Here is a 24,499-nt window from a genome sequence, read left to right as displayed (position 1 = left end):
TTAAAAAGTCAGTGGAATTCAACCATGCAAAGTGGTAGGATTTTACTGACATTTTTGGTAAAATGAAAGAAATCATTTCTGTATCCGAAATATTTCACATTGGGGAGATTCAATGAGCACACAACTTATTAAGGAAACACCACCACAATTAAGGATGACCAAAGAAAAAATTTGGACCCGCGATTTTACCCTGATTTGTATTTCAAACTTTTTTATTTTTTTGGGCTTTCAAATGACATTGCCGACAATTCCACTTTTTGTTGAACAACTAGGAGGCAATGACCAGCTGATGGGATTGGTCGTTGGAATCTTTACCTTTTCTGCACTCTTGCTCAGACCTTTTGCTGGCCATCAATTAGAAAAAAGAGGACGTCGCTTCGTTTATTTACTTGGGCTTGCTATCTTTGTCTTATCGGTTGGCTCCTATGGATTTATCTCAAGCTTGCTTTTTTTATTTTTATTTCGAATCCTTCAAGGGATTGGTTGGGGCTTTTCAACCACCGCCTCAGGAACAATTGCAACAGATTTAATCCCTGCCAAAAGACGTGGCGAAGGAATGGGCTATTTCGGGCTATTCGGCAATATCGCCCTTGCATTTGGACCATCTTTAGGTCTTACACTTGTTGGTACAATATCCTTTGCAAAGCTCTTTTTCATTTCTGCCCTTCTTGGGTTAGTGGCACTCATCCTATCATCCAGAATCCACTACAAAAAACAAGAACCAGTTAAAGAAGCACCTAAAAAGTGGGACCTTTATGAAAAAACAGCCCTTCCCCCTTCCATTCTATTATTCTTTATAACTGTTACATTTGGTGGAATTGCTGCCTTTTTACCCATTTACACCGTGCAAAAGGAAATACCCGGGATTGAATGGTACTTTCTTTTATTTGCGATTGCATTAATGATTACTCGTACATTTGCTGGCCGCATTTATGATTTGCATGGCCATCGAGCTATTTTCGCTCCAGGTGCAATTTTGATCGTTTTCGCTATGATCCTATTAGCCTGGTTACCTAATAGTCTAGTCCTGTATATTGCCGCCTCTCTGTATGGTCTTGGCTTTGGTGCTCTACAACCAGCCCTCCAAGCATGGGCTGTACAATCGGCTTCAGCACATCGCAGAGGTATGGCAAATGCAACCTTCTTTTCATCCTTTGATTTAGGTGTTGGGGTTGGTGCAATTACATTCGGCCAAATTGCCCATATTTTTGGGTACCATTCAATTTACATTGCCTCAGCAGTTTCAGTTCTAATGTCCATTTTGCTCTATTATACTTGGATAGGTAAAACAACAACTCCAGCATCAGAATAAGGGGATCCTCTCCCCTTTTTTCGTTTTTCACCCTTATCGTTTCGAAGAAATTTGGATAGAATGGTATTAGGAATGGGAGGTTAGTATGAGAAGAATCCTATTATTTTTATCCTTTTTATTTTTCTTATATGCTAGTTGGACTGTTATAGATAAGCTCGCTGCTAAAACTGAGAATCAATCAGTTTTCGATACTATTACATCTGAGATTGACAAGGTTTCTAAATCTGAGGAACTCACAACGATTAAAACGAAACTAACTGATGGAATCGACTATATCACGACATTACTGCAAAGCTTTGAAGAAAAAGCACCGGAAAATTCAATTATTGACCAAAAAGAAATTGAAAAGCCAGAGCTGCACGTACCAAGTGAACAGTCCTTTTCGATTCATAATATTGAGCTTGGTGAGAGTAAACAAAGTGTAGAAACAAAGCTTGGTGCCGCAAAACGATCGTCTTTAAATGAATATGGAACGAACTGGTTTACGTATCATGAAAACTACCATAATTTTATGATGGTTGCCTATGATTCTCAGGATCAAGTTGTTGGCTTATACACGAATCAAAACCTTATTTCATCATTGAAAGGAATCAAACGCGGAACACCAAAACAGGATGCTCTTAATCTACTTGGTGAACCTATGACACGGATCCAAAAAGGATTTGTTTATTATGAGTTTCAGCAGGACCGGGACTATGATGTCTTCCATATTGATAACACCTATGTCACTCTCTTTTACGATAAACACGAAAACAACACGGTGACTTCGATTCAAATCGTTTCCGAAGCACTTGAACAAAATCGAACAGATTTTTATACAAACTCAAGTGAACAATTAAAAGTAGGCTTTGAATATCAATTATTTGATCTTACAAATGCGTCAAGAGTCAATCATGGGCTTAGCATTCTAACCTGGGATGACCACGTAAAGGAAACAGCAAGAAAGCATAGTTTAGATATGGCGGACAACGACTATTTTAGTCATACAAATTTAAAAGGCCTGTCCCCTTTTGACCGAATGCTTGAGGACGAAGTTTTCTTTACAAGTGCCGGAGAAAATCTGGCCTATGGACAATTTAGCAGTATTTTCGCCCATGAAGGGCTTATGAACTCAATGGGACATCGAGAAAATATTTTAAAAAAGGAATATACGTATTTAGGAGTTGGAGTTGCCTTTAATGCAGAATCGCATCCTTATTATACGGAGAACTTTTATACAAAATAAGAAAGTTTTACCTATATCTGCCTCCCTTTTTGGTTAACCTACCAAAGAGGTGATTTTGTGAAACTGGTACGATTTTTAGTAATGTTAGGCCTTCTCATCGGTTTTCACAGTGTGACTATGGCCCAGCAAAACGATGTGGAGTATGGCCCCTTTACAATCGTTCAAAAGGAGTTTATTGATTTAGACGGTGATGGTAAAAAGGATATCATTGAATTATATGCGAGAAAAAATCAATACAATCTTGCGAATGAGTGGTCTTTAAAAATCAATGGTAAACAATTAGGTACCTATCATAATAAACAGGACTTATACCAGCTGGCTGACATGAAATTTGCAGATGTCCTTCAGAATGGCAAGCAGGATATTCTCCTCTATTTTCATTCAGTTGGAAGTGGAGGCATAACTGGATTAACGGTCTTAAGCTATACTGGTGAAAAAATCGAGGAAATTTTTAAGGATCCTAATACTTCTGGATGGTTTGATGAGGCGAAAAAGCGTTTTTCAATGAAATATATGGGCGATTATCAAATCGAGTTTATTGATAAGCAGACTGACTTAGAAGCAGTCATTCCGTTATCAGAGGACCGCTATAAGGATTTTCCAGATAAGGAAGAATTACAGAAACGGCTTGAGGCAATCGAAACTTGGGTTGACCCGGCTTCAAGCTACCGTTTTGATAAATTAACAAAAATGAAGCCTCAGGAAATCGTGGCGATCCGAGCCGTTTCAGGCATTGCTCATTATGATGTAATTGCGTTTTTTGAAACTAGATATGTATTTGATAATCAAACTCAACACTATGTGCCTACGAAAGTGGCTCTTATAAGTACAGAAACGGGTAAGAAATTAGCCGAAGTACCTTATAAATGAACAAAAGCATCGACACTGGGAATGTCGATGCTTTTTGTTGGGATGCACAAACAATGAAATCAATGGTAAGACCTGATATACTTTTTAGGGAAACGAAATACATAGGAGGCTATCATTTTATGGAATCAGCATTATTCTCACCCTATACGATTAAGAACGTTACCTTGAAAAATAGAATTGTCATGTCACCAATGTGTATGTATTCCAGCCATAATCAGGATGGAATGCTGCAGGATTGGCATTATACTCATTATACAAGCCGCGCTGTTGGCCAGGTTGGGCTGATCATGGTGGAGGCAACTGCCGTAACACCTCAAGGGAGAATCTCTGCGCAGGATTTAGGAATATGGAGCGATGAGCATATACCAGGTTTCAAAAAACTCGTTGAAATGATCAAAGCACAGGGCGCAAAAACAGCGATCCAAATTGCCCATGCAGGTCGAAAAGCGACCGTGGATGGCGATATAGTTGCCCCCTCAGCGATCGCATTTAATGAAAGATCTAAAACTCCAAAAGAATTAACATTGAATGAAATTAATGAAACAATCGAAGCATTCAAGGCTGGAGCAAGACGAGCAAAAGAAGCAGGCTTTGATATTGTGGAAATCCACGGGGCACATGGTTATTTAATTAATGAATTCTTATCCCCGCTCTCCAATAAACGTGAGGATGAGTATGGCGGTACTAGTGAAAAGCGCTATCGTTTCCTTCAAGAGGTAATCGAAGCCGTTAAAGAAGTATGGGATGGCCCCCTACTTGTTCGTGTATCAGCAAATGATTATACAGACGGCGGCTTAACACCTGCCGATTATGTAGATTATGCAAAACGTATGAAAGCTCAAGGAGTTGACCTAATCGATGTCAGCTCAGGAAGTGTCGTACCAGCAAAAATCGACGTATACCCTGGCTATCAGGTAGGTTTTGCGGATAAAATTCGCAATGAGGCAAACATCCCGACTGGAGCTGTTGGTTTAATCACAAAAGCTGTTCACGCGGAAGAAATTTTAAAAAACAATCGAGCTGATCTAATCTCTTTAGCTCGCGAATTACTGCGTGATCCATACTGGCCAAGAACAGCAGCAAAAGAATTAGGTATTTCAATCGAAAGCCCGAAACAATACGAACGCGGCTGGTTTTAAGAAAAGCGCAAGCGCCTTGCTCAGCCCCGACAAGCACAAGACTAGCGCTGACAGAAGGCGTTGTTTGCCTTCAGAAGCGATTGGATTGTGACCTCGAGGGGCTAGGCGCTGGAGCTAGACACCGAAACTATGTAACGACAAGTGACTAGCACTTGTCGTTTTTTTAAATCATGAGAAGTTCTCGAATATCCTCATCCGTTAGCGTTGTTGTTTCCTCAGAATCAATAATGTCTGAAATAAGGTCACGTTTCTTATCTTGGAGCTCATTCATTTTCTCTTCAATCGTACCGCGCGCAAAAAGCTTAATCACCTGGACCACCTTTTTTTGGCCGATTCGATGAGCACGGTCTGCCGCTTGTTCTTCCACCGCTGGATTCCACCAAAGATCATATAAAATAACCGTGTCCGCCCCCGTCAGGTTCAGGCCTGTTCCGCCAGCTTTCAACGAAATTAAAAATAATTCCCGTTCTCCTGCATTGTAACGCCCGCATAATTCCACTCGCTCGTCTGTTGGCGTTTGTCCATCTAAGTAAAAGAATGTATGCCCCCGACTCGTAAGCTCTCTGCTAATCAGCCCAAGCATTTTCGTAAATTGTGAGAAAATCAAAACTCGTCTTCCTGACAATTTGGATTCCTCGATGATTTGAAGAAGCTGCAAAAATTTTGCAGAACTTCCTTTATAGCCGTCCACAAATAAAGCCGGATGACAGCAAATTTGCCGCAATCGAGTTAACCCGGCAAGAATTCGAATTCGATTTTTTCGAATCGTCGCCTTATCAAGATGCTTTAATGTATCTTCTCGGAGCTTCGCTAAATACGCCGCATATAGCTTTTTTTGTTCCGGCAGCAGCTCGGATGCTTCAAGAATCTCAATTTTTTCCGGAAGCTCTGCTAGAACATCCTCTTTTACTCGACGAAGTAAAAATGGCCGAACCCTTCTAGCGATGTCCTTTCTGGTCAGATGACTATATTCCTTTAAGCCCTTAAAGAGCTGCGGAAAGACAACATGATAAATCGACCAGAGCTCCTCGATTGAATTTTCTACCGGAGTGCCTGTTAAGCCAAACCGGTTGTCTGCTTTTATTCTTTTGACGGCCCTTGCTGTTTGGGTGACCGGATTTTTAAAAGCCTGTGCTTCGTCAAAGAACACGGTATGGAAATGTTGCGATTCATACCACTTTATATCACGCCTTAGCAATGGGTAGGATGTGATTAGAACATCCATTCCTTCTTTCTCTTTTTGGAGCTCTCTTCGTTCTTCCTTCTTTCCATCAATCACAATCGCCTGAAGCTCAGGAGCAAATTTTAGCAACTCGTGAAGCCAATTATAAGTTAACGATGATGGGCAAACAATTAATACGGGCTCACTTCTTTCACGAATCTTGGAAAGCTCAGACACGATATAAGCAATGCTCTGAACGGTTTTCCCAAGCCCCATATCATCAGCAAGAACCCCGCCAAAGCCATAGCTTGCAAGAGTCTTCATCCATTTGAAGCCCTGCTTTTGATAATCCCGTAAAATGGTGTCCAAATAATCCGGAACTTCAATACTTAAAAGAGCAGGGTTCCGGATGGAATCAAGAAACTGGCGAAATGATTCTTCTGCTGTGAAAATCTCACCATCATCAATTGAGTCTAAAAACGGTAAAGCCTCAATCATTGGCATATTTAAGGTTGATTCAAAATCATCATCTTGGATCGGAGCAGCATGCAAAAACCGCTGAATTTCCTCCATCTCTCTTGTTTCAAGAGAAAGCAATGAACCATTCTTCAAACGATAATACTTTCGTTTTTCCTCTAGGGCACCTAATATTTCGCGAATTTCTTGCTCAGCAATCCCCTTCATTTCAAATTTAAATTCCAGCCAATTGGTGCGTTCCTTCATCATCTTTACTCTTATTTTCAGGTGATCATTCTTTGGAATGATTCGATTTCGTATGGCTGTTGTGGCATATATTTGGCAGTGGGGCTGAAGCCTTGGAACGATATGATACAAAAACTCATACTCTAGTTCCTCATTATGCATATAATATCCGCCTTCCGTCTTCGAAAGGCCACTCTCATCCATAATTCGCAGAATTTCATCCTCTTTTTCTGTATCCCTAATAACCATAGGACCAGTGGGAAGATCCCGATTCTCTAGTGGTTGGATGATGATATTTTCATAGTGAAATTCAAGTCCCGCAAGCAGCTTATGTCGTAGACGATCCAAATAAAGCTTAGCAACAAGCGGTGTTTTCATAAACTCTTTGGAAATAGCCTGAGACATGTGAACAACGCCAATTTTTTTCAAGCTTGGCACAATTTTTTTCAGGAAAAAATTTGTTTGCTCCTTTGGAATGGGAATATGATTTGCATTAGGGTTTGCGAGCATTTGTTTTAGCTCCAATAATCGGTCACAATCCTCTGCCTCGATTTGATAAAGCAGTCCATCGCTTAGGACGGTGTTGTAGGATTTTAACACACGCATTCGATTGAAGCCCTGAATTCTTAACTGATAGTCTCCTTGCTCCCCTTCCTCAAATGAGAAATGAAGCGGTGGCGGTTCCTGAACAATGTTAAGCCCCTCATAGGAATGGCTGTTGTTTTCTAGAAAAACGGATGGGCATTTTGAAATTAAGGGAATAAGCCCTTTCCACGACGACGGAGGAATCAGCAATTGTTTTGGACTAGCTTTGTAAGTTGTTTGACCTGAGATCATATCAAGAAAAGCCTTTTCATCTTCGGTTACTTTCACTAATTGGTGAAGAAGGGAATCCGCTTCTTGTAAAAAGCAATGTAAATTTGGATCATATTTAAATTGTGAAGAAAGAATACTTGGCTTTCCTGTTTTTAAACATTTTAGAAAGTCTCGGATATCATGTACTCCTGTCTGTTCGATCTCCATTTCCACACCAAATAAAGTTTGCTCATATGAAACCTCAACAGGCCTGCATGTAAAACGAACATCAAGTACTTCCCGTTTCTCAAAGTGAAGCTGATGACCACTTGAACGCGTTGGATGATCTAAAAATAGTGACATAAAATCATTTGTGAGGCTTCCGCCTACGGATGATACCGATTCATGAAATTCGAAAGGTTCCTGACTTTGTTGCTCATGAATCGCGATTAAAACCGCCGCGATATGCTGGCAATCTTTATCAAAATTCGCAAGTGACGGACAACTGCATGTTGCCGTAATTTTTCCATTTCTATTTTTTTCAATTTTAACGTGAAATTCCTCTGCACCCTTTACAGTTGCTTTGCACTCGTTTTGTCCGTATTCCGTAAATGTCACCTTATTTGTTCGATAAAAAGCGTCCCCTCTTTTAAAGGAGACGGTGCCACACATTTCTTTGATCATTTTATGATTGATTTTAATATCCATGGGTTCCGCTCCTCTCTAGTTTTAGGGGTTACTGTTGATTAAATCCTTGTTTCTTCACAAAATCCTTCATATACATACGTTTTGGTTTCTCTAGCATGTTTGCCATCTGGCCTGTCCATGTATCTGATCGTTTCCCATTTGTACGTTTTGTATAGTAATCAGAAATCGTTTGATTGTACGTATCTAACCCTTGTTTAAACAAGGCTTCATCTTGTTGATATTCATCTTCATGATAAATATGTTCGAATGGAAGTCGTGGCTTTTTATCTGGCATTTGCGCCGGGTAACCTACGGCAATTCCAAAGAGTGGGATCACAAATTCAGGGATATTTAAAATTTCACAAACCTCGTCTAAATTATTGCGCAAGCCACCAATATAGCAGGCGCCTAAGCCCAGTGATTCAGCTGCAAGTACGGCATTCTGAGCCGCTAAGGCAGCGTCAATCGTCGCAACCATAAACTTCTCCGTACTCTCCAATGAGGTTGATAAATCCTTTTCCTCCAAATTGCTAATCACTTGATGACGATAGAGATCCCCGCAAAATACAAAGAAATGACCATTTTCTGCTACATAGGCTTGATTTCCAACAATCGCTGCGAGCTTTTGCTTTTTATCTGGATCCTTAACCCCAATAATCGAATATGCCTGAATAAAACTGGAAGTCGAGGCCGCTTGGGCACTTTCCACAATCATCCGAATTTGTTCATCTGTTAATACTTTCTTTTCAAATTTACGAATCGACCGATGATTCATAATCGTTTCAATAACTGAATTCATTCTTACATTAACCTCCAGTGTTATACGGTGTGCTTTATGTCGAACCTCAAAAAATCTTTAGCCATATATGTATGTTGAAATACCTGCTGAGCTTCTTTAAGTAACATCTGACTATCTTCACCTTGGTACCTTGAACTAATATGGGTCAATATCAAGTTTTTAACTCCGGCCAATTTTGCAACCTCAGCTGCTTGTGCAGTCGTTGAGTGAAAATAATCATAAGCCAAATCTGCTTCATTTGAACTAAACGTTGCTTCATGTACAAGGAGATCTGCATTTTTTGCTAGTTCAATACTTTCCTTCACATAACGTGTATCACCTAAAATGGTCACGATTCGGCCTTTTTTAGGAGGACCAATATATTCCTCTCCATTGAGCCTGCGGCCATCCTCAAGGATTACGGTTTGACCTTCTTTTATTTTTTGATAAATAGGACCAGGCTTGATCCCTTCTTTTGAGAGCTTGTCAATCAACAATGTTCCAGGAAGGTCCTTCTCTACAATGCGATACCCAAAGGATTGAATCCCATGCTCCAGCTCTTTAGCCATCACACAAAATTGCTCATCCTCAAAAATCACCCCTTCTTCGATCTCAACCACTTCAAGCGGATATCGAATATGGGTCGTACTTACTATTAATGAAGTTTCAATAAATGCTTTAATACCCTTGGGTCCATAGACAGTTAATAAGGATTCTCCCCCCTGAAAGGAGCGACTTCCCAACAATCCGGGCAATCCAAAAATATGGTCACCATGTAAATGGCTAATAAAAATCTTTTCAAGTTTCCCTGGCTTTATATTTGTATATAAAATTTGATGCTGTGTTGCCTCCCCGCAATCAAATAACCAAGAGGCTCTGCGTTCATCAAGCAATTGTAAGGCGATAGAAGTAACATTCCGCTCTTTTGCAGGGACCCCTGCACCCGTTCCTAAAAATACGACTTCCACTTGCGAAATCCTCCAATTAACATCTCATTTTTTACGTTTTTCCTTCGCTGTTCCATTACCTACTATATCATATTCTGCCTTTTGTTCTCTAGATATGCCCCTTCGAGTAAGATATCTTTGAATCGTTTTTCCGCATATCCCTTCCTTGTTAAGGCATACTTTAAGGGAAAACTTAAAAAAATCATACTAATTAGTTGATTTACTAAACAAAAAAGGATACATTAAAAAGATATTATAAATGCGTGGAAAAATGGGGGATTTATATGACAAATACAGCACCAAAATCAATTGTAATTATTTTTGGAGCAACAGGTGATTTGGCCAACCGAAAGCTCTATCCTTCGATCTATAATTTATATACGAAAGGAAAGCTTTCTGAGGATTTTGCGGTAATCGGCGTGGCAAGACGCCCATTAAAGAATGAAGAATTCCAACAAAACGTAAGAAATTCAGTTGCCGGGCAATTTGAGGAACAACGTGAGGATATTGAAAAGTTCTCAAAACATTTTTACTACCATCCGTTTAATGTGAATGACAGTGCTTCTTATCGGGAATTAAAGGCAGTTGCAGAGAATTTAGATTCGACCTATAACACAGGTGGAAACAGAATATTTTATTTAGCAATGGCTCCTGAATTTTTCGGAACAATTGCTGTCAATTTGAAATCAGAAGGATTAACATCAACGGAAGGTTATACAAGACTTGTGATTGAAAAACCATTCGGCCATAACCTACCTTCTGCAAAACAACTTAATGAACAACTAAGACATGCATTTTCAGAGGATGAGATATACCGAATTGACCATTATTTAGGCAAGGAAATGGTCCAAAATATTGAAGTCATCCGTTTTGCAAATGCGATATTCGAACCACTTTGGAATAATCGATACATATCCAATATTCAGGTCACTTCGAGTGAGGTTCTAGGTGTAGAAGATCGTGGCGGCTATTATGAAAAATCAGGTGCACTACGCGATATGGTTCAAAACCATATGCTTCAAATGGTTGCCCTACTAGCCATGGAACCACCGATTAAATTAAATACAGATGAGATTCGCAGTGAAAAAATCAAGGTTTTACGTGCCCTTCGCCCAATGGACGAGGAAGATGTTAGAAAGAACTTTGTTAGAGGACAATATGGCGCTGGTTCAATAAAGGGAAAACAGGTCCCTGGTTACCGCGAAGAGGATAATGTAGATCCTCAGTCAAATACGGCTACATTTGTTGCAGGAAGACTTTTAATTGATAATTTCAGATGGGCAGGTGTTCCATTCTATATCCGTACGGGTAAACGAATGAAGGAAAAATCAACAAAGATTGTTGTTCAGTTTAAAGACATTCCAATGGATTTATATTATAAAGAGGATAATGAACGTCAAAATCCTAACCTGCTTGTCATCAACATCCAACCGGATGAGGGAATTACACTCAATTTAAATGCGAAAAGACCGGGACAAAACACGATGACACTGCCTGTTAAGCTTGATTATTGCAATAACTGCATCGATGGGATTAATACACCGGAGGCTTATGAAAAGCTCATTTATGACTGTATGATGGGTGATACAACCAACTTTGCTCACTGGGATGAAGTTGCCCTATCATGGCGTTACGTTGACGCCATCTCCAAGGTTTGGGAAAATCAAATTGCAACTGAATTTCCTAATTATCCTTCTGATTCTAACGGTCCAAAGGCAGCACATGATTTATTAGCCGAGGATGGATTCCACTGGTGGCCAGTAGAAGATTAAGTATTGCAAAAGACCCCTTCTCAATTGAGTTGGGGTCTTTAATCGCTTAAAAAGTCCTTTTCAAAACTAGTTCCATGTTCATTATTTCGCGGATTTTTATCCTTTGGAAGCTTGATTCCATTTGACAGAATCTCATTTCCATACTTATCTTTCAATTCGTCAATCACTTTTAATAAAGGTTCTTTCTTCGCTTCTTTTTCATAAGAGAACAGATCAAGCTGTTTATATGCCTCATGCTTTTCCACTAATTCTTGAGCCGTTACACCTAATAAGCGAATGGGTTCCCCGTTCCAATGTTTCCTCCAAAGAAGCTTGGCTGCCTGAAAAATTTCTTCATCTTGGTCAATTGGATTTTCAAGCTTTCTGCTTCTTGTCACTGTTTTTCGGTCTGCATAGCGAATCATTAACTGGACGTTATTTGATAACATGTCCTTTCGCCTAATTCGAGCCCCGACGGAGTTTGATAGTCTTTTAATAACACCAAGCAGTTGTTCCTCATCTGTAGAATCATACGGCAATGTTGTTGAATTCCCAATGCTTTTAAACACTGAAATGGAATCCGGGTCAACAGGTCTATTGTCGATTCCATTAGCCCGCTGCTTAATTCTTCCCCCATTTATACCTAATAATTGTTTTAATTGAATATCATTTCCCTTTGCAAGATCGCCAATTGTTTTAATATTGATTGTGGCCAATTTTTCAGCTGTTTTCGATCCAACTCCGTGCATTTCCCCAACTGGCAGCGGCCAAAGAATAGTTGGAACATCCCGCTTGCGTAAAACAGTAATTCCTAACGGTTTTTTCATATCCGACGCCATTTTTGCGAGAAATTTATTCGGTGCAATTCCAATACTGCAAGGAAGAAGAAGAGCTTTTCGTACCGTTTCTTGAATGGAGGTTGCGATTTCAATTGGAGATCCCTTGTCATAGCAATTTGTTATATCGAGATAACCTTCATCAATTGAAACAGGCTCAACAAGATCCGTATAGGAACGAAGGATATCAAACATCGCTAGCGAGGCACTGCGATAACGTTCAAAATTTGGTTTACGTACGATCAGATTTGGGCATTTACGCTTTGCCTCCCATAAGGGCATCGTCGTTTTCACCCCAAATGCACGTGCTTCATAACTGCATGTTACGATAATGCCCTTGCGCTCCTCGGGATTCCCAGCTATCGCTAAGGGCTTGCCCTGTAATGTAGGATCATAGGCCATTTCAACCGATGCATAGAAGCTATTCATATCGACGTGTAAAATAACCTTTCCGTTTTTCGGATACATTTCCTTCATCATTCGCACTTCCTATTCATCCACTATTACTAGTTTATCATAGAAAAAGCCACCTATTCTATTGGCGGCTTTGAATATGTTCCTCTATCGTATCGAATCCGTCTAGACCATCAAATAGTTTTGCAGGGTCTAGTAATGTTATCATTCTATCTTCAAGTGTCGCAATTCCAGTTATATATGGGGAGAACTGGTACGTTACATGTAATGGCTTCAATTGATCTTGAGGAATATCGATTATTTCTTTTGCATCATCAACAAGTAATCCAACTGAAAGTGTATCCGATTTGGAAACGATAATCCTCGTTTTCTCCGTATGATTTGTAGTTTTATTAAATAAAATAATTCCCGTATCTATAATGGGAACTAGTTCATCTCGAATCGTTAGAACACCTAGCATATAGTTTGGCATTTGCGGTATTGCATTAAGCTTCTGTGCTCTTTCTATGGAAATCACATTTAACACAGGGATAGCAAATTCCTCATTACCTGCCGAAAAAACGACAACTTTTTGATCTTCCATCTGACTTCACCTCTACCAAAATAACAAAAATCTTCTCTTTCTATCATACTTTACCCGATTTGGAAAAGAAACAAAAAAAGAGGAACTCCCTTATTAAACGGAATTCCACTTAAAATTCAACATCCAGCTTCAGCGCCTAGCCCCTCGAGGTCATAAGCCAATCCGTCAAGAAGGTCAAAGGGCAACCTTCTAGCCGTCTCGTCTTATGCTTGTCGGACTTGCACATGATGTGCTGACGTCTACGTTTGCCACAGGACGTGGCAGGTTTTAGTTGACGTTCAACTTCAAGGCGCTGCGCTTTTGTTCTTATTTCGCAACCTCTTCGACAATCGCAACAATGAGTTCCGCCGTTTTAACAAGTTCTTCAATCGGCATTTTTTCATTTGTTGTATGGATTTCTTCGTAACCAACAGCTAGATTTACGGTTGGAATACCATGACCCGCGATGACGTTTGCATCACTGCCACCACCGCTTTGTTGCAGTTCACTTTGACGTCCAATTCGCGCAACTGCTCGTTTTGCAACCTCAACAACATGGTCGCCATCTGCAAACTTAAATCCTGGATACATGACCGTTGTCTCGACATCTGCACGACCGCCCATTTCAGCTGCTACAGATTCGAAAGCTTCCTTCATCTTTTGAACTTGGCTTTCCATTTTTTCTGTAATTAATGAACGGGCTTCTGCTAAAATTTCAACATGGTCGCAAACGATATTCGTTTGTGTTCCACCTTCAAAGCGACCGATATTAGCAGTTGTTTCTTCATCAATTCGACCTAAAGGCATTCTGGAAATTGATTTTGCAGCCATTGTAATCGCTGAAACACCTTTTTCAGGGGCAACACCGGCATGTGCTGTTTTTCCAATGATAGTTGCCTTCACTTTCGCTTGTGTTGGTGCAGCAACAATAATGTTGCCAACCTTGCCATCACTATCAAGCGCATAGCCGTATTTCGCAGTAATCATAGAAGGGTCTAGAGCTTTTGCCCCCATAAGACCGGATTCTTCACCGGCTGTAATAATAAATTCTATTTTACCATGCGGAATTTGATTTTCTTTTATAACACGAATCGCTTCGAACATTGCAGCTAATCCTGCTTTATCATCTGCTCCCAAAATGGTTGTACCGTCTGAGACAATATAACCATCCTTTATGGACGGCTTAATCCCCTTACCTGGAACAACTGTATCCATATGGGATGTAAAATAAATGGTATCTACATCATTCTTTTTTCCTTCAAGCGTACAAATTAAATTCCCTGCCCCATGTCCAGTTTGACCGGTTGTGTCATCCTCGATCACATGTACACCTAATGCAGTGAATTTTTCTTTTAACACTTTTGCAATTTCAGTTTCGAATCTTGTTTCAGAGTCCACTTGTACTAACTCTAAAAATTCATTAACAAGTCTTTCTTGATTTATCATAACTATGTACCTCCAAGATGAATAGGTCTAATGAAATTAGACTATCACAATATCATCAAAAATCAAATACTCCGCCCTATAATGGAATATTTCCATGCTTTTTCTTTGGACGGGATTCTTTTTTATTTCGAAGCATTTCTAAAGCCTGAATAATTTTTATCCGCGTTTCGCGAGGATCGATGACATCATCTACCATTCCTTGACTCGCTGCAACATATGGATTAGCAAACTTTTCACGGTATTCCTCAATCTTAGCTGCGCGCGTTTTTTCCGGGTCATCACTTTCATTAATTTCACGAGCAAAAATGATATTGGCAGCTCCTTGTGGACCCATTACCGCAATTTCGGCATTTGGCCATGCATAAACTAAATCAGCTCCAATTGATTTACTATTTAAAGCTACATATGCCCCGCCATATGCCTTTCTTAGAATGACTGTTAGCTTAGGCACTGTGGCTTCTGAATACGCAAATAAAATCTTTGCTCCATGTCTTATAATTCCGCCATGCTCCTGTTTTACCCCGGGGAAGAAGCCTGTTACATCCTCAAATGTGATCAGCGGAATATTAAAGGAATCACAAAAACGAATAAATCTTGAAGCTTTATCAGATGAATCAATATCAAGCCCTCCGGCCATATATTTCGGCTGATTACATACTAAACCGACAACTTCACCTTTTATTCTTGCAAACCCAACAACGATGTTTTTCGCAAAATCTTTGTGAACTTCCATGAATGAATTTTCGTCAACTACTTGTTCAATTACTTTGCGAACATCATAGGGTCTGACTGCATCAAATGGGATCACATCTGTCAAATCGGGCCGATAATCGTCATCTTCTTGTACAGGTAGAATGGGTGATTTTTCTTCATTATTTTGAGGGAGATAGCTCACTAAAGCCCTTACCTGCTGCAAAACATCCTCTTCGGTTTCTCCTGAAAAATGTGCGTTCCCGCTGATTGAATTATGTACGCTTGCTCCACCTAAATCCTCTGAGCTTATTTTTTCACCTGTAACGGTTTCAATGACTTTCGGCCCAGTTATAAACATCTGTGACGTCTTTTCCACCATAAAGACAAAATCGGTAATCGCTGGAGAATACACGGCCCCGCCCGCGCATGGTCCCATAATGACAGAGATTTGCGGAATGACTCCCGAATAAATCGCATTTCGATAAAAAATGTGACCATAGCCGTCAAGGGAGACGACACCCTCTTGAATTCTTGCACCACCTGAATCATTTAAGCCAATAAAGGGTGCACCATTTTTAGCAGCCAGGTCCATGACATTTGCAATTTTTTTCGCATGCATTTCCCCAAGTGCTCCACCAAATACAGTAAAATCCTGAGAAAACAAATAAACCGGTCTTCCGTTAATTTTTCCATAGCCAGTAACGACACCATCGCCAGGCCCTTTTTTATCGGCTAGTCCAAAATCAATACTACGATGCTCGATAAATGGATTCAATTCCACAAAGGTTCCCTTATCAAGTAATAAATCAATCCGCTCTCTAGCGGTTAATTTTCCTTTTTCATGCTGTTTATCAATCTTTTCGTCTCCGCCGCCTAATTCTACCTCACGACGACGATCATAGAGTTCGTCAATTTTCTCATAGATATCTACCATTATTTTGTATCCCCCTTGATAGGTTTCTCACAAAGCTCATATAGGATATTACCTGTAGACTTTGGGTGCATGAAGGCAATCTTTGCACCGCCTGCCCCAAGCTTTGGCTCCATAGCAAGCATTCGAATGCCATGTTCCTTTATTTCTTGAATACGCTCTTCGATGGATGTTACACCCAATGCGATATGATGTATTCCCTCACCGCGTTTTTCTATAAATTTAGCAATTGGACTTTCTGGTGATAATGGCTCCAATAGCTCCAGCTTCGATTCTCCGATTTTGATAAAGGCAACTCTTACTTTCTCTGATTCTACTTCTTCAATTCCTTCTACCTGGAGGTTTAGAACGTTCGTGTAAAAAGGAAGGGAAGTTTCAATTGATGAAACAGCTATTCCAATGTGGTCAATTTTTTTAATCATGCTTTCACTCCTCAAGCGAGCGCTCGCTCAAAAATTGTATACGCTTTCTAGGTGTACTAAGACTATTTTAGCATAAGCTCATCAAAAATTGTTTATTTTCAGTTTTAATGATTTTTACTAGATAGTTGTCCAACTTCGGGTTTCACGGTAAAATATAATAAAGAAGCAAGCAGAAAGGAGTAGGTGACATGTCCCGTAAAACTCAAAAAATTGTTGTATATTTAATGATTGGTGTAATGGTAATTACGACTCTGTTAGCAGGAGTAGGTATGTGGTTTTAATTCAAACCTATAATGTAAGACAAGGTGACCTAGTTGGTCACCTTTACCCTTTCATTATGTCGGAAGCCCTTTGAATAGTCTTTTTATGATTAGATATTCTTCCATTTCTTTAATAAATTGAAGAAGAGCAGCTCTTGTTTCAAATTCCTCTCGAGTTTTTGGCAATGGCATTTCTCTAAACGCTTTGCGCATTGCTTCAAGTTTCTTCAAAAATATAACTGCAGTGTTACCCGGATGGATGGATTGGCTGACCTCCATAATAAAGTCAGCAACCATGTCCCTCTGTTCAACCGACTGGGTAATTGAAGTTATAGTAGGTAACATCCTTTGTAGAATCTCAAATTGCTTTTCTCTCATATCAAAATACGTATAATATAAGTTTTCATCTCGCATTAGGTTATTTTCAACATCTCTATATGCAATTCTTTTCGCTTTCTTTAATAAATCTTCAATAGCCGTTATCTCCTGACCATCCCAAATACTTTCACCTGTTCGCAGATAGTGAACCATTTCATTTAATATATTTCCAAAAAGAGTTTCTATTTCTTGTTGGTACACCCTAAGTTGATTGTCAACACTCGGCATATATAGATTAACGAGTAGCGCAACACCAATTCCAATAATAATTAACCCAAGTTCATTCACAATCAAATCTAAAGTTACATTCCCAGCTGAAAATATATGTAAAATAATGACGGAACTTGTTACAATCCCATCTTTCGCTCGTACCGCAACCACAGTAGGGATAAAAAACAGGAGTAACAAGCCGATGGTTAAGGGATGATACCCTATTCCTTCGAAAAATACAAACGAAAATATGATTCCCAGAACACACGCAACAAATCGCTCCCAAGAACTCTCAAGCGATTTTTTTCTGGTTACCTTAATACATAAAATTGTTAGGATTCCAGCAGATGCAAAACTATCTAGTCCGATTAGCTTTGCGATAGATATGGAAATAGTTGTACCTATTGCAGTTTTTAAAGTTCGATAACCTATTTTAAACATAATCGGCTCCTACGATTTTTTTAGAGAAACTAAAACACCATTACAAATCTTAGTATGGCTAAATTAACGAAAAAAAGAATGATCACAGTGATCATTCTTTTAAAGGACCTTCTCTAGGAAATCCTTAGCACGTTGGGAATTTGGATTCGTGAAAAACTCATCAGGTGTTGTTTGTTCAACAATTACTCCATCATCCATAAAGAGCACTTTGTCTGCTACTTCACGAGCAAACCCCATTTCATGGGTTACAATGAGCATCGTCATCCCTGTATCAGCTAATCCCTTCATAACACTAAGAACCTCTTTAACCATCTCAGGGTCTAGTGCAGAAGTTGGCTCATCAAACAGCATAATTTCAGGTTCCATTGCCAATGCTCTTGCAATCGCAACCCTTTGCTTTTGACCTCCAGATAGACGATTTGGATATTCATTGGCCTTTTCCGATAAACCAACCTGTTTTAACAGTTCCTGAGCCTTCGCTTCTGCCTCACTCTTCGATACCCCTTTTACCTTCATTGGGGCATACGTTAGATTTTGAAGTACAGTCTTATGTGGAAACAGATAAAAATGCTGAAACACCATGCCGATATGCTGGCGTACCTTCGTAATATTCGTCTTTGCATTTGTGATTTCATCATCCGCAACCCAGATTTGTCCCTCAGTTGGTTTTTCAAGTAAATTTAAACATCTTAGAAATGTAGATTTTCCTGAACCAGAAGGCCCAATTATGGCAACAACCTCACCTTGTTTAAAAGTGGTCGTAATCCCTTTTAACACATGAAGCTTGCCAAAAGATTTATGAAGTCCCTCTACTTTAATATGATCATTACTCACTACGACGCAACCTCCTCTCAAGTCTTCCTCCTAGGAATGTGAGGATTGTAACAATTATCCAATAAACTAAACCAGCAATTAATAATGGTTCAAAATAGCGGAATGTATTCGATCCGACAACTTGAGCTCGTCTCATAATATCCAATAATCCAATTGTACTTACAAGTGCTGATTCTTTCGTTAAGGTTACAAATTCATTTAAAAGTGCAGGTAATATATTTTTCACAGCCTGCGGCAGAATAATATCCAACATCATCGGACGGTACGAAATGCCAAGTGCTTCCGACGCTTCTTGTTGGCCTTTATCAACAGCCTGAATTCCTGCTCGAATGATCTCAGAAATATAAGCACCTGAATTTAATCCGAATGCAATAACTCCAGCCGCAAATTTATCAATATCATATTGAAAAAGCTGCGGAACCGCAAAATAGATTAAAACCAATTGAAGGATAAGTGGTGTTCCTCTGAATATGGACGTATAAATATTCGCAAACCACTTTAAAAATGAAACCTTGCTAATTTTAAATACCGCTAAAATTGTCCCAAGAATTAAACCTAAAATTGCCGATACTAGTGCAAAGGATACTGTAATGCCGATCCCTTCTAGTATAAACGGAATTGAAGGCACGATTCGGGAAAAATCAATATCCAAACCCATGCCTTACACCTCATTTCTACCAAAAATTTATGATGATTATTCTTCAATCCATTGTTTCTCTAGTTTTTCTAATTCACCATTTGTTTTCATTTCTTCTAACACTTTATTAAATTCTTCAGTAAGCTCGCTGCCTTTTGCAAATGCAACCGCCATGCCTGGTGAAGCTTCAGTTGGATCATCAAATCCAGCTAGGTCTAATTCTTCAATGAAACCAACGGCAACTGTTTTATCTAAATAAACAGCATCGATTCTTCCTGATTTTAATTCTTGAATTAATTCTGGAGCTTTGTTTAATGCTGAAATTTCAAGATTTTTAAGTGTATCTTTTTTAATTTTTTTAGCTCCTTCTTCTTGAATGGAACCTAATTGTACGCCAACCTTTTTACCGTCTAAATCTTCAAGTTTCTTTACATCAGAATCTTTTAATGTAACAAACATTTCGCCTGATTTATGGTATTCCGTAGAAAAATCAACACTTTCCTTACGTTCAGCAGTTGCTGACATACCTGAGATGATAAAATCAAGACGTTCTGCTTGTAATGCACTAATAAGACCACCGAAATCCATGTTTTCAATTTTTAGCTCATATCCAAGTTTATCCGCAATTTGCTTCGCTAACTCTATGTCAAATCCGATAAATTCACCAGTTTTCTCGTCAATTGTTTCAAATGGCGGGAAGTCAGCAGATGTTCCCATTGTTAATACTTTCTTAGCATCCGTTCCTTCTTTAGAACCTGTTGCATTGTCATCGCTTGTCCCACAAGCAGCTAGAACTGCAAGAGATAAAATAGTAATCAATGATGCTAGTAAAAACTTTTTCATTATGTTTTCCCCCTATGTCGTTTCTCATAATTATTCGATAGATTGTATTTTAACACATCTGTATAAATATACAATATGTTTTTTAAAAATAATAATTGATTCATAATTCTATCATTTGCGTTTAACGTATTCTTTATTCTACAAACAAGTGCATTTAGCGAAAAGTTTGAATCTAAAGGATACTGCAAAAACCCCATTTTAATACTTTACTAATATAAAGAGATAAAGCAATAATCTAAAATCACACTCCTTTATTATGCATATTTTATTAGCTTTTTATCGCAAAAAAAAGAAGCCATAATGGCCTCTTATACTTCCTCACAATATTCTTCAAAGGATTCTTGCAATTTATTAATGACATCCATTGGTTCATGTCCTTCTATTTCGTGACGCTCAATCATTCTAACAAGCTTTCCGTCTTTCATTAATGCAAATGACGGGGAAGATGGTGGAAAACCTTCAAAATAGGATCTTGCTTTTTCTGTTGCCGCTTTATCTTGACCGGCAAATACGGTTACTAATTGATCTGGGCGCTTATCATAATGGACTGAATGGGCTGCGGCTGGTCTTGCAATCCCTCCTGCACATCCACAAACTGAGTTTACCATCACTAATGTTGTCCCTTTCTTGTTAAGAGCTTCGTCAACCTCTTCAGGTGTTTTTAATTCTTGATACCCAGCTTCTGAAATTTCTTTTCGAGCTGTTTGCACTATATCATTCATAAACATATTGAAATCTACTTCCATATTGTCCACTCCTTCAAAAAAATATCTTGCTTAGTTTCATAATATCAATTTAGAACATAGTTTTTCAAATTTAAGATACTGTAAATGACGTTTAAAAATTTCATATTCGGGTATTCTATAAATACATCTAGATCATACCCCTAAACTCCCTAGATGGAAGGAGAGCGAAATCTCTCCTTCTTTCTTTATGCTTCAAAAAGTTGAATTAATTCCTTCACAGCCATCGTTACATTCAAATCTCCTTGCACAACCTTGTTTTCGAGCAAAGGAAGCTGCGCTTTAACGGAGGGATTGGTAAAAAAGCTTGTTTCAAGATAATCCTTTATCATTGCATAAATCCAGTCCTTTGTTTGTGAGTTTCTGCGCTCCATAAACACTCCGGATTCTTTCGTTGTCTCCATAAATCGCCGGACAATTTTCCACGTTTCTTCCATTCCTTCATGATAGAGTGCGGAAACTGTATAAGCCTTTGATGACCAGCCTTTTGTTGCAGGCTGAAGAAGGTGCAGAATACGATTGTACTCTCCGCGTGCTACCTTAGCCTTCTGGCGATTTTCACCATCTGCTTTATTAATCAATAAAGTATCAGCAAGCTCCATGACACCTTTTTTCATACCTTGTAATTCATCCCCTGCACCGGTTAATACGAGGAGAAGGAAAAAATCCACCATACTCCTAACCACAACTTCGCTTTGCCCAACACCAATCGTCTCCACAAGAATCACATCAAACCCTGCTGCTTCACAAAGTAAAATCGTTTCTCTTGTTTTTCGATTTACACCACCAAGAGTCCCTCCTGATGGAGACGGACGAATAAATGCATTTTTATTCCGGGCAAGTGTCTCCATGCGTGTTTTATCACCAAGTATACTTCCGCCCGTAATACTGCTGCTTGGGTCAACAGCTAAAACAGCAACCCGATGCCCCTGTTCGCAAAGATACGAACCAAAGCTTTCGATAAACGTACTTTTACCCGCTCCCGGGACCCCAGTAATCCCGATTCGGATTGAATTTCCAGTGTGTGGAAGAATTTCATTTATGACTGCCTGTGCCTGGTCTTCATGTCGTTTTGCGTTGCTTTCAACAAGAGTAATGGCTTGTGCAAGAACGGCACGATTGCCATTGCGGATTCCTTCTACATACTCTTCAGTTGATCGCCCTTTCGTTTTAACAAATTTACGACCGCTGTCAGATGCGCTAGCTGGGTCTTTTCCCTTCACAATTTCTGTTGTAAAACCATCAGAGGCGTTTTCCGGCACCCATTCAGGTCGATTTTTTTTATCAGTCATTGCCTTCTTCCTCATATCCTAGGCGAAGATAAATTTCCTCGATTACTTTTTGTGCAGCAACTGGAATGACTGTACCCGGTCCAAATATAGCAGCAGCTCCTTGCTCTTTTAAATAATCATAATCCTGTGCAGGGATAACTCCTCCAGCAATTACAATAATATCTTCTCGCCCCAGTTTCTTTAGTTCGCGGGTTAGCTGTGGAAGTAATGTTTTATGACCCGCTGCAAGAGAACTCATTCCAATCACATGAACATCATTCTCCACAGCTTGCAATGCTGTTTCTTCAGGTGTTTGAAACAATGGGCCAATATCAACATCAAATCCTAAATCCGCAAAAGCTGTAGCAATGACTTTTGCTCCACGGTCATGCCCATCCTGCCCCATTTTTGCAATCAGAATTCTTGGACGTCTTCCTTCGTTTTCTAAAAACTCATCTGTCATATTCTTCACATTCATAATCTCGTCCTCGTTTGAATATTCGGTACTATAAATCCCGCTAATTGACCGAATAACAGCTTTATGCCGTGCCGATGCCTTTTCAACCGCATTTGAAATCTCTCCAAGAGTTGCACGAGCTCTTGCCGCATTAACTGCTAGCTCCAACAGATTTCCTTCACCTGTTTCAACTGCTCTCGTAATCTTAGTCAACGCCTCTTCCACTTCTCTGTCATCACGTGAAGCTTTTAGTTCACTAAGTCTTTCAATTTGTTTTAGTCGAACAGCTGTATTGTCGATATCTAAAATATCAAGTGGATCTTCTTTTTGTAATCGATATTTATTCACACCAATGATTGTTTCTTTACCGGAATCGATTCTGGCCTGCCTTCTTGCTGATGCTTCTTCGATTCGCATTTTTGGAAGACCCGTTTCAATTGCTTTCGTCATTCCGCCAAGTGATTCTATTTCCTCAATATGTTCCCATGCCCGCTCCATGAGCTGATTAGTCAAAGTCTCGACATAATAGGAGCCGCCCCATGGATCGATCACATTACAAATTCCCGTTTCGTCCTGTAAATATAACTGCGTATTTCGAGCGATACGGGCAGAAAAGTCAGTTGGAAGTGCAATGGCTTCATCCAGAGCATTTGTGTGCAAGGATTGGGTGTGTCCAGAAGCAGCAGCCAATGCCTCGATGCATGTTCTCGTCACATTATTATATGGATCTTGCTCGGTTAGGCTCCAACCCGAAGTCTGTGAATGTGTTCTTAATGCAAGTGATTTCGGGTTTTTAGGATGAAAAGCATTCATCATTTGCGCCCAAATGAGTCGTGCTGCTCTCATCTTCGCAACCTCCATAAAATAGTTCATGCCGATCGCCCAGAAGAAAGACAACCGGGGAGCAAAGGAATCAATATCAATTCCCTTCTTAATACCCGTTCGAACATATTCCAACCCATCTGCTAGGGTATAGGCTAGTTCAAGATCTGCTGGTGCACCTGCTTCCTGCATATGGTACCCAGAAATACTTATACTATTGAATTTTGGCATATTCATTGACGTGTACTCAAAAATATCTGAAATAATCTTCATTGACGTTTCCGGCGGATAAATATATGTATTTCTCACCATATATTCTTTTAAAATATCATTTTGTATGGTTCCCGATAATTTTTCAGTAGGAACGCCCTGCTCTTCTGCTGTAACAATATAAAACGCCATAATCGGAAGTACTGCACCATTCATCGTCATTGAGACGCTCATTTGATCAAGTGGAATTCCATCAAATAATGTCTTCATATCCAGAATTGAATCAATCGCAACCCCCGCTTTACCGACATCACCTACAACACGAGGGTGGTCCGAATCATAGCCGCGGTGTGTAGCTAAGTCAAAGGCAACAGACAGTCCCTTTTGCCCCATTGCAAGGTTTCGCCGGTAAAAAGCATTACTCTCCTCTGCTGTGGAAAAACCAGCATATTGCCGAACAGTCCAAGGGCGGTTTACATACATCGTAGGATATGGACCTCTTAAAAACGGAGGAATACCAGGCATGTAATCAAGATGAGTCATCCCGTCGATATCTTCCTCTGTATATAAAGGTTTTACCGCAATTTGTTCATTTGTTTCAAATAGCAAATCCTCAAAAGACTGCTTGATTTCTTCCTCTACTTTGTTTCTCCAATTTTCAAGTGAAGATGTATTGGATATTTTTAACTTTATTTTGGATAGATCAAGTCTTTTAGCCATA

Annotated in this window: 21 protein-coding genes; 6 read left to right on the top strand and 15 right to left on the bottom strand. The window is 39.5% G+C overall.

Going from position 1 to position 24,499, the window contains the following annotated elements:
• Positions 1 to 112: 112 nt before the first annotated feature.
• From LKW28_RS17615 to namA, 4 genes are all read left to right on the top strand, one after another.
• A complete protein-coding gene (locus LKW28_RS17615; RefSeq protein WP_229141750.1) occupies positions 113 to 1,312 on the top strand; it encodes an MFS transporter in 1,200 nt (399 codons plus the stop codon).
• An 85-nt stretch (positions 1,313 to 1,397) separates the two neighbouring features.
• A complete protein-coding gene (locus LKW28_RS17610) occupies positions 1,398 to 2,537 on the top strand; it encodes a CAP domain-containing protein (RefSeq protein WP_229141747.1) in 1,140 nt (379 codons plus the stop codon).
• Positions 2,538 to 2,594: 57 nt separating this feature from the next.
• Positions 2,595 to 3,407: a hypothetical protein gene (locus LKW28_RS17605; RefSeq protein ID WP_229141746.1), complete on the top strand. Its 813-nt coding sequence runs from the start codon at positions 2,595 to 2,597 to the stop codon at positions 3,405 to 3,407.
• Between the two features lie 119 nt (positions 3,408 to 3,526).
• Complete coding sequence (namA, locus tag LKW28_RS17600) at positions 3,527 to 4,546, top strand: NADPH dehydrogenase NamA (protein ID WP_229141744.1); 1,020 nt, start codon at positions 3,527 to 3,529, stop codon at positions 4,544 to 4,546.
• A gap of 163 nt (positions 4,547 to 4,709) precedes the next feature.
• On the opposite strand, the gene LKW28_RS17595 is transcribed toward namA, so the two are convergent.
• From LKW28_RS17595 to rnz, 3 genes are read right to left on the bottom strand one after another with little or no spacing between them, the layout of a single operon-like run.
• Positions 4,710 to 7,913 carry a DEAD/DEAH box helicase gene (locus tag LKW28_RS17595; RefSeq protein ID WP_229141742.1) on the bottom strand — a complete coding sequence of 1,068 codons (3,204 nt, stop codon included), beginning with the start codon at positions 7,911 to 7,913 and terminating at the stop codon, positions 4,710 to 4,712.
• A 28-nt stretch (positions 7,914 to 7,941) separates the two neighbouring features.
• Positions 7,942 to 8,691 (bottom strand): oxygen-insensitive NADPH nitroreductase, encoded by a 750-nt coding sequence (nfsA, locus tag LKW28_RS17590; protein ID WP_229141740.1) that lies wholly within the window; start codon positions 8,689 to 8,691, stop codon positions 7,942 to 7,944.
• Positions 8,692 to 8,711: 20 nt separating this feature from the next.
• The gene (gene rnz, locus LKW28_RS17585; RefSeq protein WP_229141739.1) at positions 8,712 to 9,638 is read right to left on the bottom strand and encodes a ribonuclease Z; all 927 of its coding nucleotides are present in this window, start codon (positions 9,636 to 9,638) and stop codon (positions 8,712 to 8,714) included.
• Positions 9,639 to 9,901: 263 nt separating this feature from the next.
• Here rnz and zwf point away from each other — a divergent pair, with 263 nt between their 5' ends.
• On the top strand, positions 9,902 to 11,389 hold the full coding sequence (gene zwf / locus LKW28_RS17580; RefSeq protein WP_229141737.1) for a glucose-6-phosphate dehydrogenase: 1,488 nt from the start codon (positions 9,902 to 9,904) through the stop codon (positions 11,387 to 11,389).
• Between the two features lie 38 nt (positions 11,390 to 11,427).
• Here zwf and LKW28_RS17575 read toward each other — a convergent pair whose 3' ends face one another.
• From LKW28_RS17575 to mce, 5 genes are all read right to left on the bottom strand, one after another.
• Positions 11,428 to 12,681 carry a DNA polymerase IV gene (locus LKW28_RS17575; RefSeq protein WP_229141736.1) on the bottom strand — a complete coding sequence of 418 codons (1,254 nt, stop codon included), beginning with the start codon at positions 12,679 to 12,681 and terminating at the stop codon, positions 11,428 to 11,430.
• Positions 12,682 to 12,739: 58 nt separating this feature from the next.
• Positions 12,740 to 13,201: a chemotaxis protein CheW gene (locus LKW28_RS17570; RefSeq protein WP_229141734.1), complete on the bottom strand. Its 462-nt coding sequence runs from the start codon at positions 13,199 to 13,201 to the stop codon at positions 12,740 to 12,742.
• 306 nt (positions 13,202 to 13,507) lie between these two features.
• The gene (locus tag LKW28_RS17565) at positions 13,508 to 14,626 is read right to left on the bottom strand and encodes a tripeptidase T (RefSeq protein WP_229141733.1); all 1,119 of its coding nucleotides are present in this window, start codon (positions 14,624 to 14,626) and stop codon (positions 13,508 to 13,510) included.
• A 76-nt stretch (positions 14,627 to 14,702) separates the two neighbouring features.
• A complete protein-coding gene (locus tag LKW28_RS17560) occupies positions 14,703 to 16,253 on the bottom strand; it encodes an acyl-CoA carboxylase subunit beta (RefSeq protein ID WP_229141731.1) in 1,551 nt (516 codons plus the stop codon).
• Positions 16,253 to 16,672 carry a methylmalonyl-CoA epimerase gene (gene mce, locus LKW28_RS17555; RefSeq protein WP_229141730.1) on the bottom strand — a complete coding sequence of 140 codons (420 nt, stop codon included), beginning with the start codon at positions 16,670 to 16,672 and terminating at the stop codon, positions 16,253 to 16,255. Before mce ends, LKW28_RS17560 begins: the two co-directional genes overlap by 1 nt.
• Before the next feature lie 188 nt (positions 16,673 to 16,860).
• Between mce and prli42 the strand changes: the two genes are divergently transcribed.
• Positions 16,861 to 16,953 (top strand): stressosome-associated protein Prli42, encoded by a 93-nt coding sequence (prli42, locus tag LKW28_RS17550; RefSeq protein ID WP_229141728.1) that lies wholly within the window; start codon positions 16,861 to 16,863, stop codon positions 16,951 to 16,953.
• 54 nt (positions 16,954 to 17,007) lie between these two features.
• Here prli42 and LKW28_RS17545 read toward each other — a convergent pair whose 3' ends face one another.
• The 7 genes from LKW28_RS17545 to scpA form a co-directional block, all read right to left on the bottom strand.
• On the bottom strand, positions 17,008 to 17,961 hold the full coding sequence (locus LKW28_RS17545; protein ID WP_229141727.1) for an aromatic acid exporter family protein: 954 nt from the start codon (positions 17,959 to 17,961) through the stop codon (positions 17,008 to 17,010).
• Between the two features lie 99 nt (positions 17,962 to 18,060).
• Positions 18,061 to 18,795 carry an amino acid ABC transporter ATP-binding protein gene (locus LKW28_RS17540; RefSeq protein ID WP_324255045.1) on the bottom strand — a complete coding sequence of 245 codons (735 nt, stop codon included), beginning with the start codon at positions 18,793 to 18,795 and terminating at the stop codon, positions 18,061 to 18,063.
• Entirely contained in the window at positions 18,788 to 19,447 is a 660-nt protein-coding gene (locus LKW28_RS17535; protein ID WP_229141784.1) for an amino acid ABC transporter permease, read from the bottom strand. The genes LKW28_RS17540 and LKW28_RS17535 overlap by 8 nt, the downstream gene beginning before the upstream one ends.
• Before the next feature lie 42 nt (positions 19,448 to 19,489).
• Complete coding sequence (locus LKW28_RS17530) at positions 19,490 to 20,275, bottom strand: transporter substrate-binding domain-containing protein (RefSeq protein WP_229141726.1); 786 nt, start codon at positions 20,273 to 20,275, stop codon at positions 19,490 to 19,492.
• Between the two features lie 308 nt (positions 20,276 to 20,583).
• Positions 20,584 to 21,021 carry a BrxA/BrxB family bacilliredoxin gene (locus tag LKW28_RS17525; RefSeq protein WP_229141725.1) on the bottom strand — a complete coding sequence of 146 codons (438 nt, stop codon included), beginning with the start codon at positions 21,019 to 21,021 and terminating at the stop codon, positions 20,584 to 20,586.
• A gap of 185 nt (positions 21,022 to 21,206) precedes the next feature.
• Positions 21,207 to 22,310 (bottom strand): methylmalonyl Co-A mutase-associated GTPase MeaB, encoded by a 1,104-nt coding sequence (gene meaB, locus LKW28_RS17520; RefSeq protein ID WP_229141724.1) that lies wholly within the window; start codon positions 22,308 to 22,310, stop codon positions 21,207 to 21,209.
• On the bottom strand, positions 22,303 to 24,498 hold the full coding sequence (gene scpA / locus LKW28_RS17515; protein WP_229141723.1) for a methylmalonyl-CoA mutase: 2,196 nt from the start codon (positions 24,496 to 24,498) through the stop codon (positions 22,303 to 22,305). The genes meaB and scpA overlap by 8 nt, the downstream gene beginning before the upstream one ends.
• Between the last annotated feature and the right edge of the window lies 1 nt (position 24,499).

The sequence above is a fragment of the Bacillus sp. REN16 genome (assembly GCF_020731355.1).
Taxonomy (GTDB): domain Bacteria; phylum Bacillota; class Bacilli; order Bacillales; family Bacillaceae_L; genus Ferdinandcohnia.
This window is presented reverse-complemented; position numbering and strand designations above follow the sequence as displayed.

Excerpts from the sequence above, each read along its gene's own strand:
- LKW28_RS17610 (WP_229141747.1), top strand. The coding sequence starts at position 1,398 with ATGAGAAGAATCCTATTATTTTTATCCTTTTTATTTTTCTTATATGCT.
- LKW28_RS17575 (WP_229141736.1), bottom strand. The coding sequence starts at position 12,681 with ATGAAGGAAATGTATCCGAAAAACGGAAAGGTTATTTTACACGTCGAT.
- LKW28_RS17525 (WP_229141725.1), bottom strand. The coding sequence starts at position 21,021 with ATGGAAGTAGATTTCAATATGTTTATGAATGATATAGTGCAAACAGCT.
- LKW28_RS17565 (WP_229141733.1), bottom strand. The coding sequence starts at position 14,626 with ATGATAAATCAAGAAAGACTTGTTAATGAATTTTTAGAGTTAGTACAA.
- scpA (WP_229141723.1), bottom strand. The coding sequence starts at position 24,498 with ATGGCTAAAAGACTTGATCTATCCAAAATAAAGTTAAAAATATCCAAT.
- LKW28_RS17615 (WP_229141750.1), top strand. The coding sequence starts at position 113 with ATGAGCACACAACTTATTAAGGAAACACCACCACAATTAAGGATGACC.
- zwf (WP_229141737.1), top strand. The coding sequence starts at position 9,902 with ATGACAAATACAGCACCAAAATCAATTGTAATTATTTTTGGAGCAACA.
- namA (WP_229141744.1), top strand. The coding sequence starts at position 3,527 with ATGGAATCAGCATTATTCTCACCCTATACGATTAAGAACGTTACCTTG.
- meaB (WP_229141724.1), bottom strand. The coding sequence starts at position 22,310 with ATGACTGATAAAAAAAATCGACCTGAATGGGTGCCGGAAAACGCCTCT.
- LKW28_RS17545 (WP_229141727.1), bottom strand. The coding sequence starts at position 17,961 with ATGTTTAAAATAGGTTATCGAACTTTAAAAACTGCAATAGGTACAACT.
- LKW28_RS17570 (WP_229141734.1), bottom strand. The coding sequence starts at position 13,201 with ATGGAAGATCAAAAAGTTGTCGTTTTTTCGGCAGGTAATGAGGAATTT.
- prli42 (WP_229141728.1), top strand. The coding sequence starts at position 16,861 with ATGTCCCGTAAAACTCAAAAAATTGTTGTATATTTAATGATTGGTGTA.
- LKW28_RS17530 (WP_229141726.1), bottom strand. The coding sequence starts at position 20,275 with ATGAAAAAGTTTTTACTAGCATCATTGATTACTATTTTATCTCTTGCA.
- LKW28_RS17595 (WP_229141742.1), bottom strand. The coding sequence starts at position 7,913 with ATGGATATTAAAATCAATCATAAAATGATCAAAGAAATGTGTGGCACC.
- nfsA (WP_229141740.1), bottom strand. The coding sequence starts at position 8,691 with ATGAATTCAGTTATTGAAACGATTATGAATCATCGGTCGATTCGTAAA.
- mce (WP_229141730.1), bottom strand. The coding sequence starts at position 16,672 with ATGATTAAAAAAATTGACCACATTGGAATAGCTGTTTCATCAATTGAA.
- LKW28_RS17560 (WP_229141731.1), bottom strand. The coding sequence starts at position 16,253 with ATGGTAGATATCTATGAGAAAATTGACGAACTCTATGATCGTCGTCGT.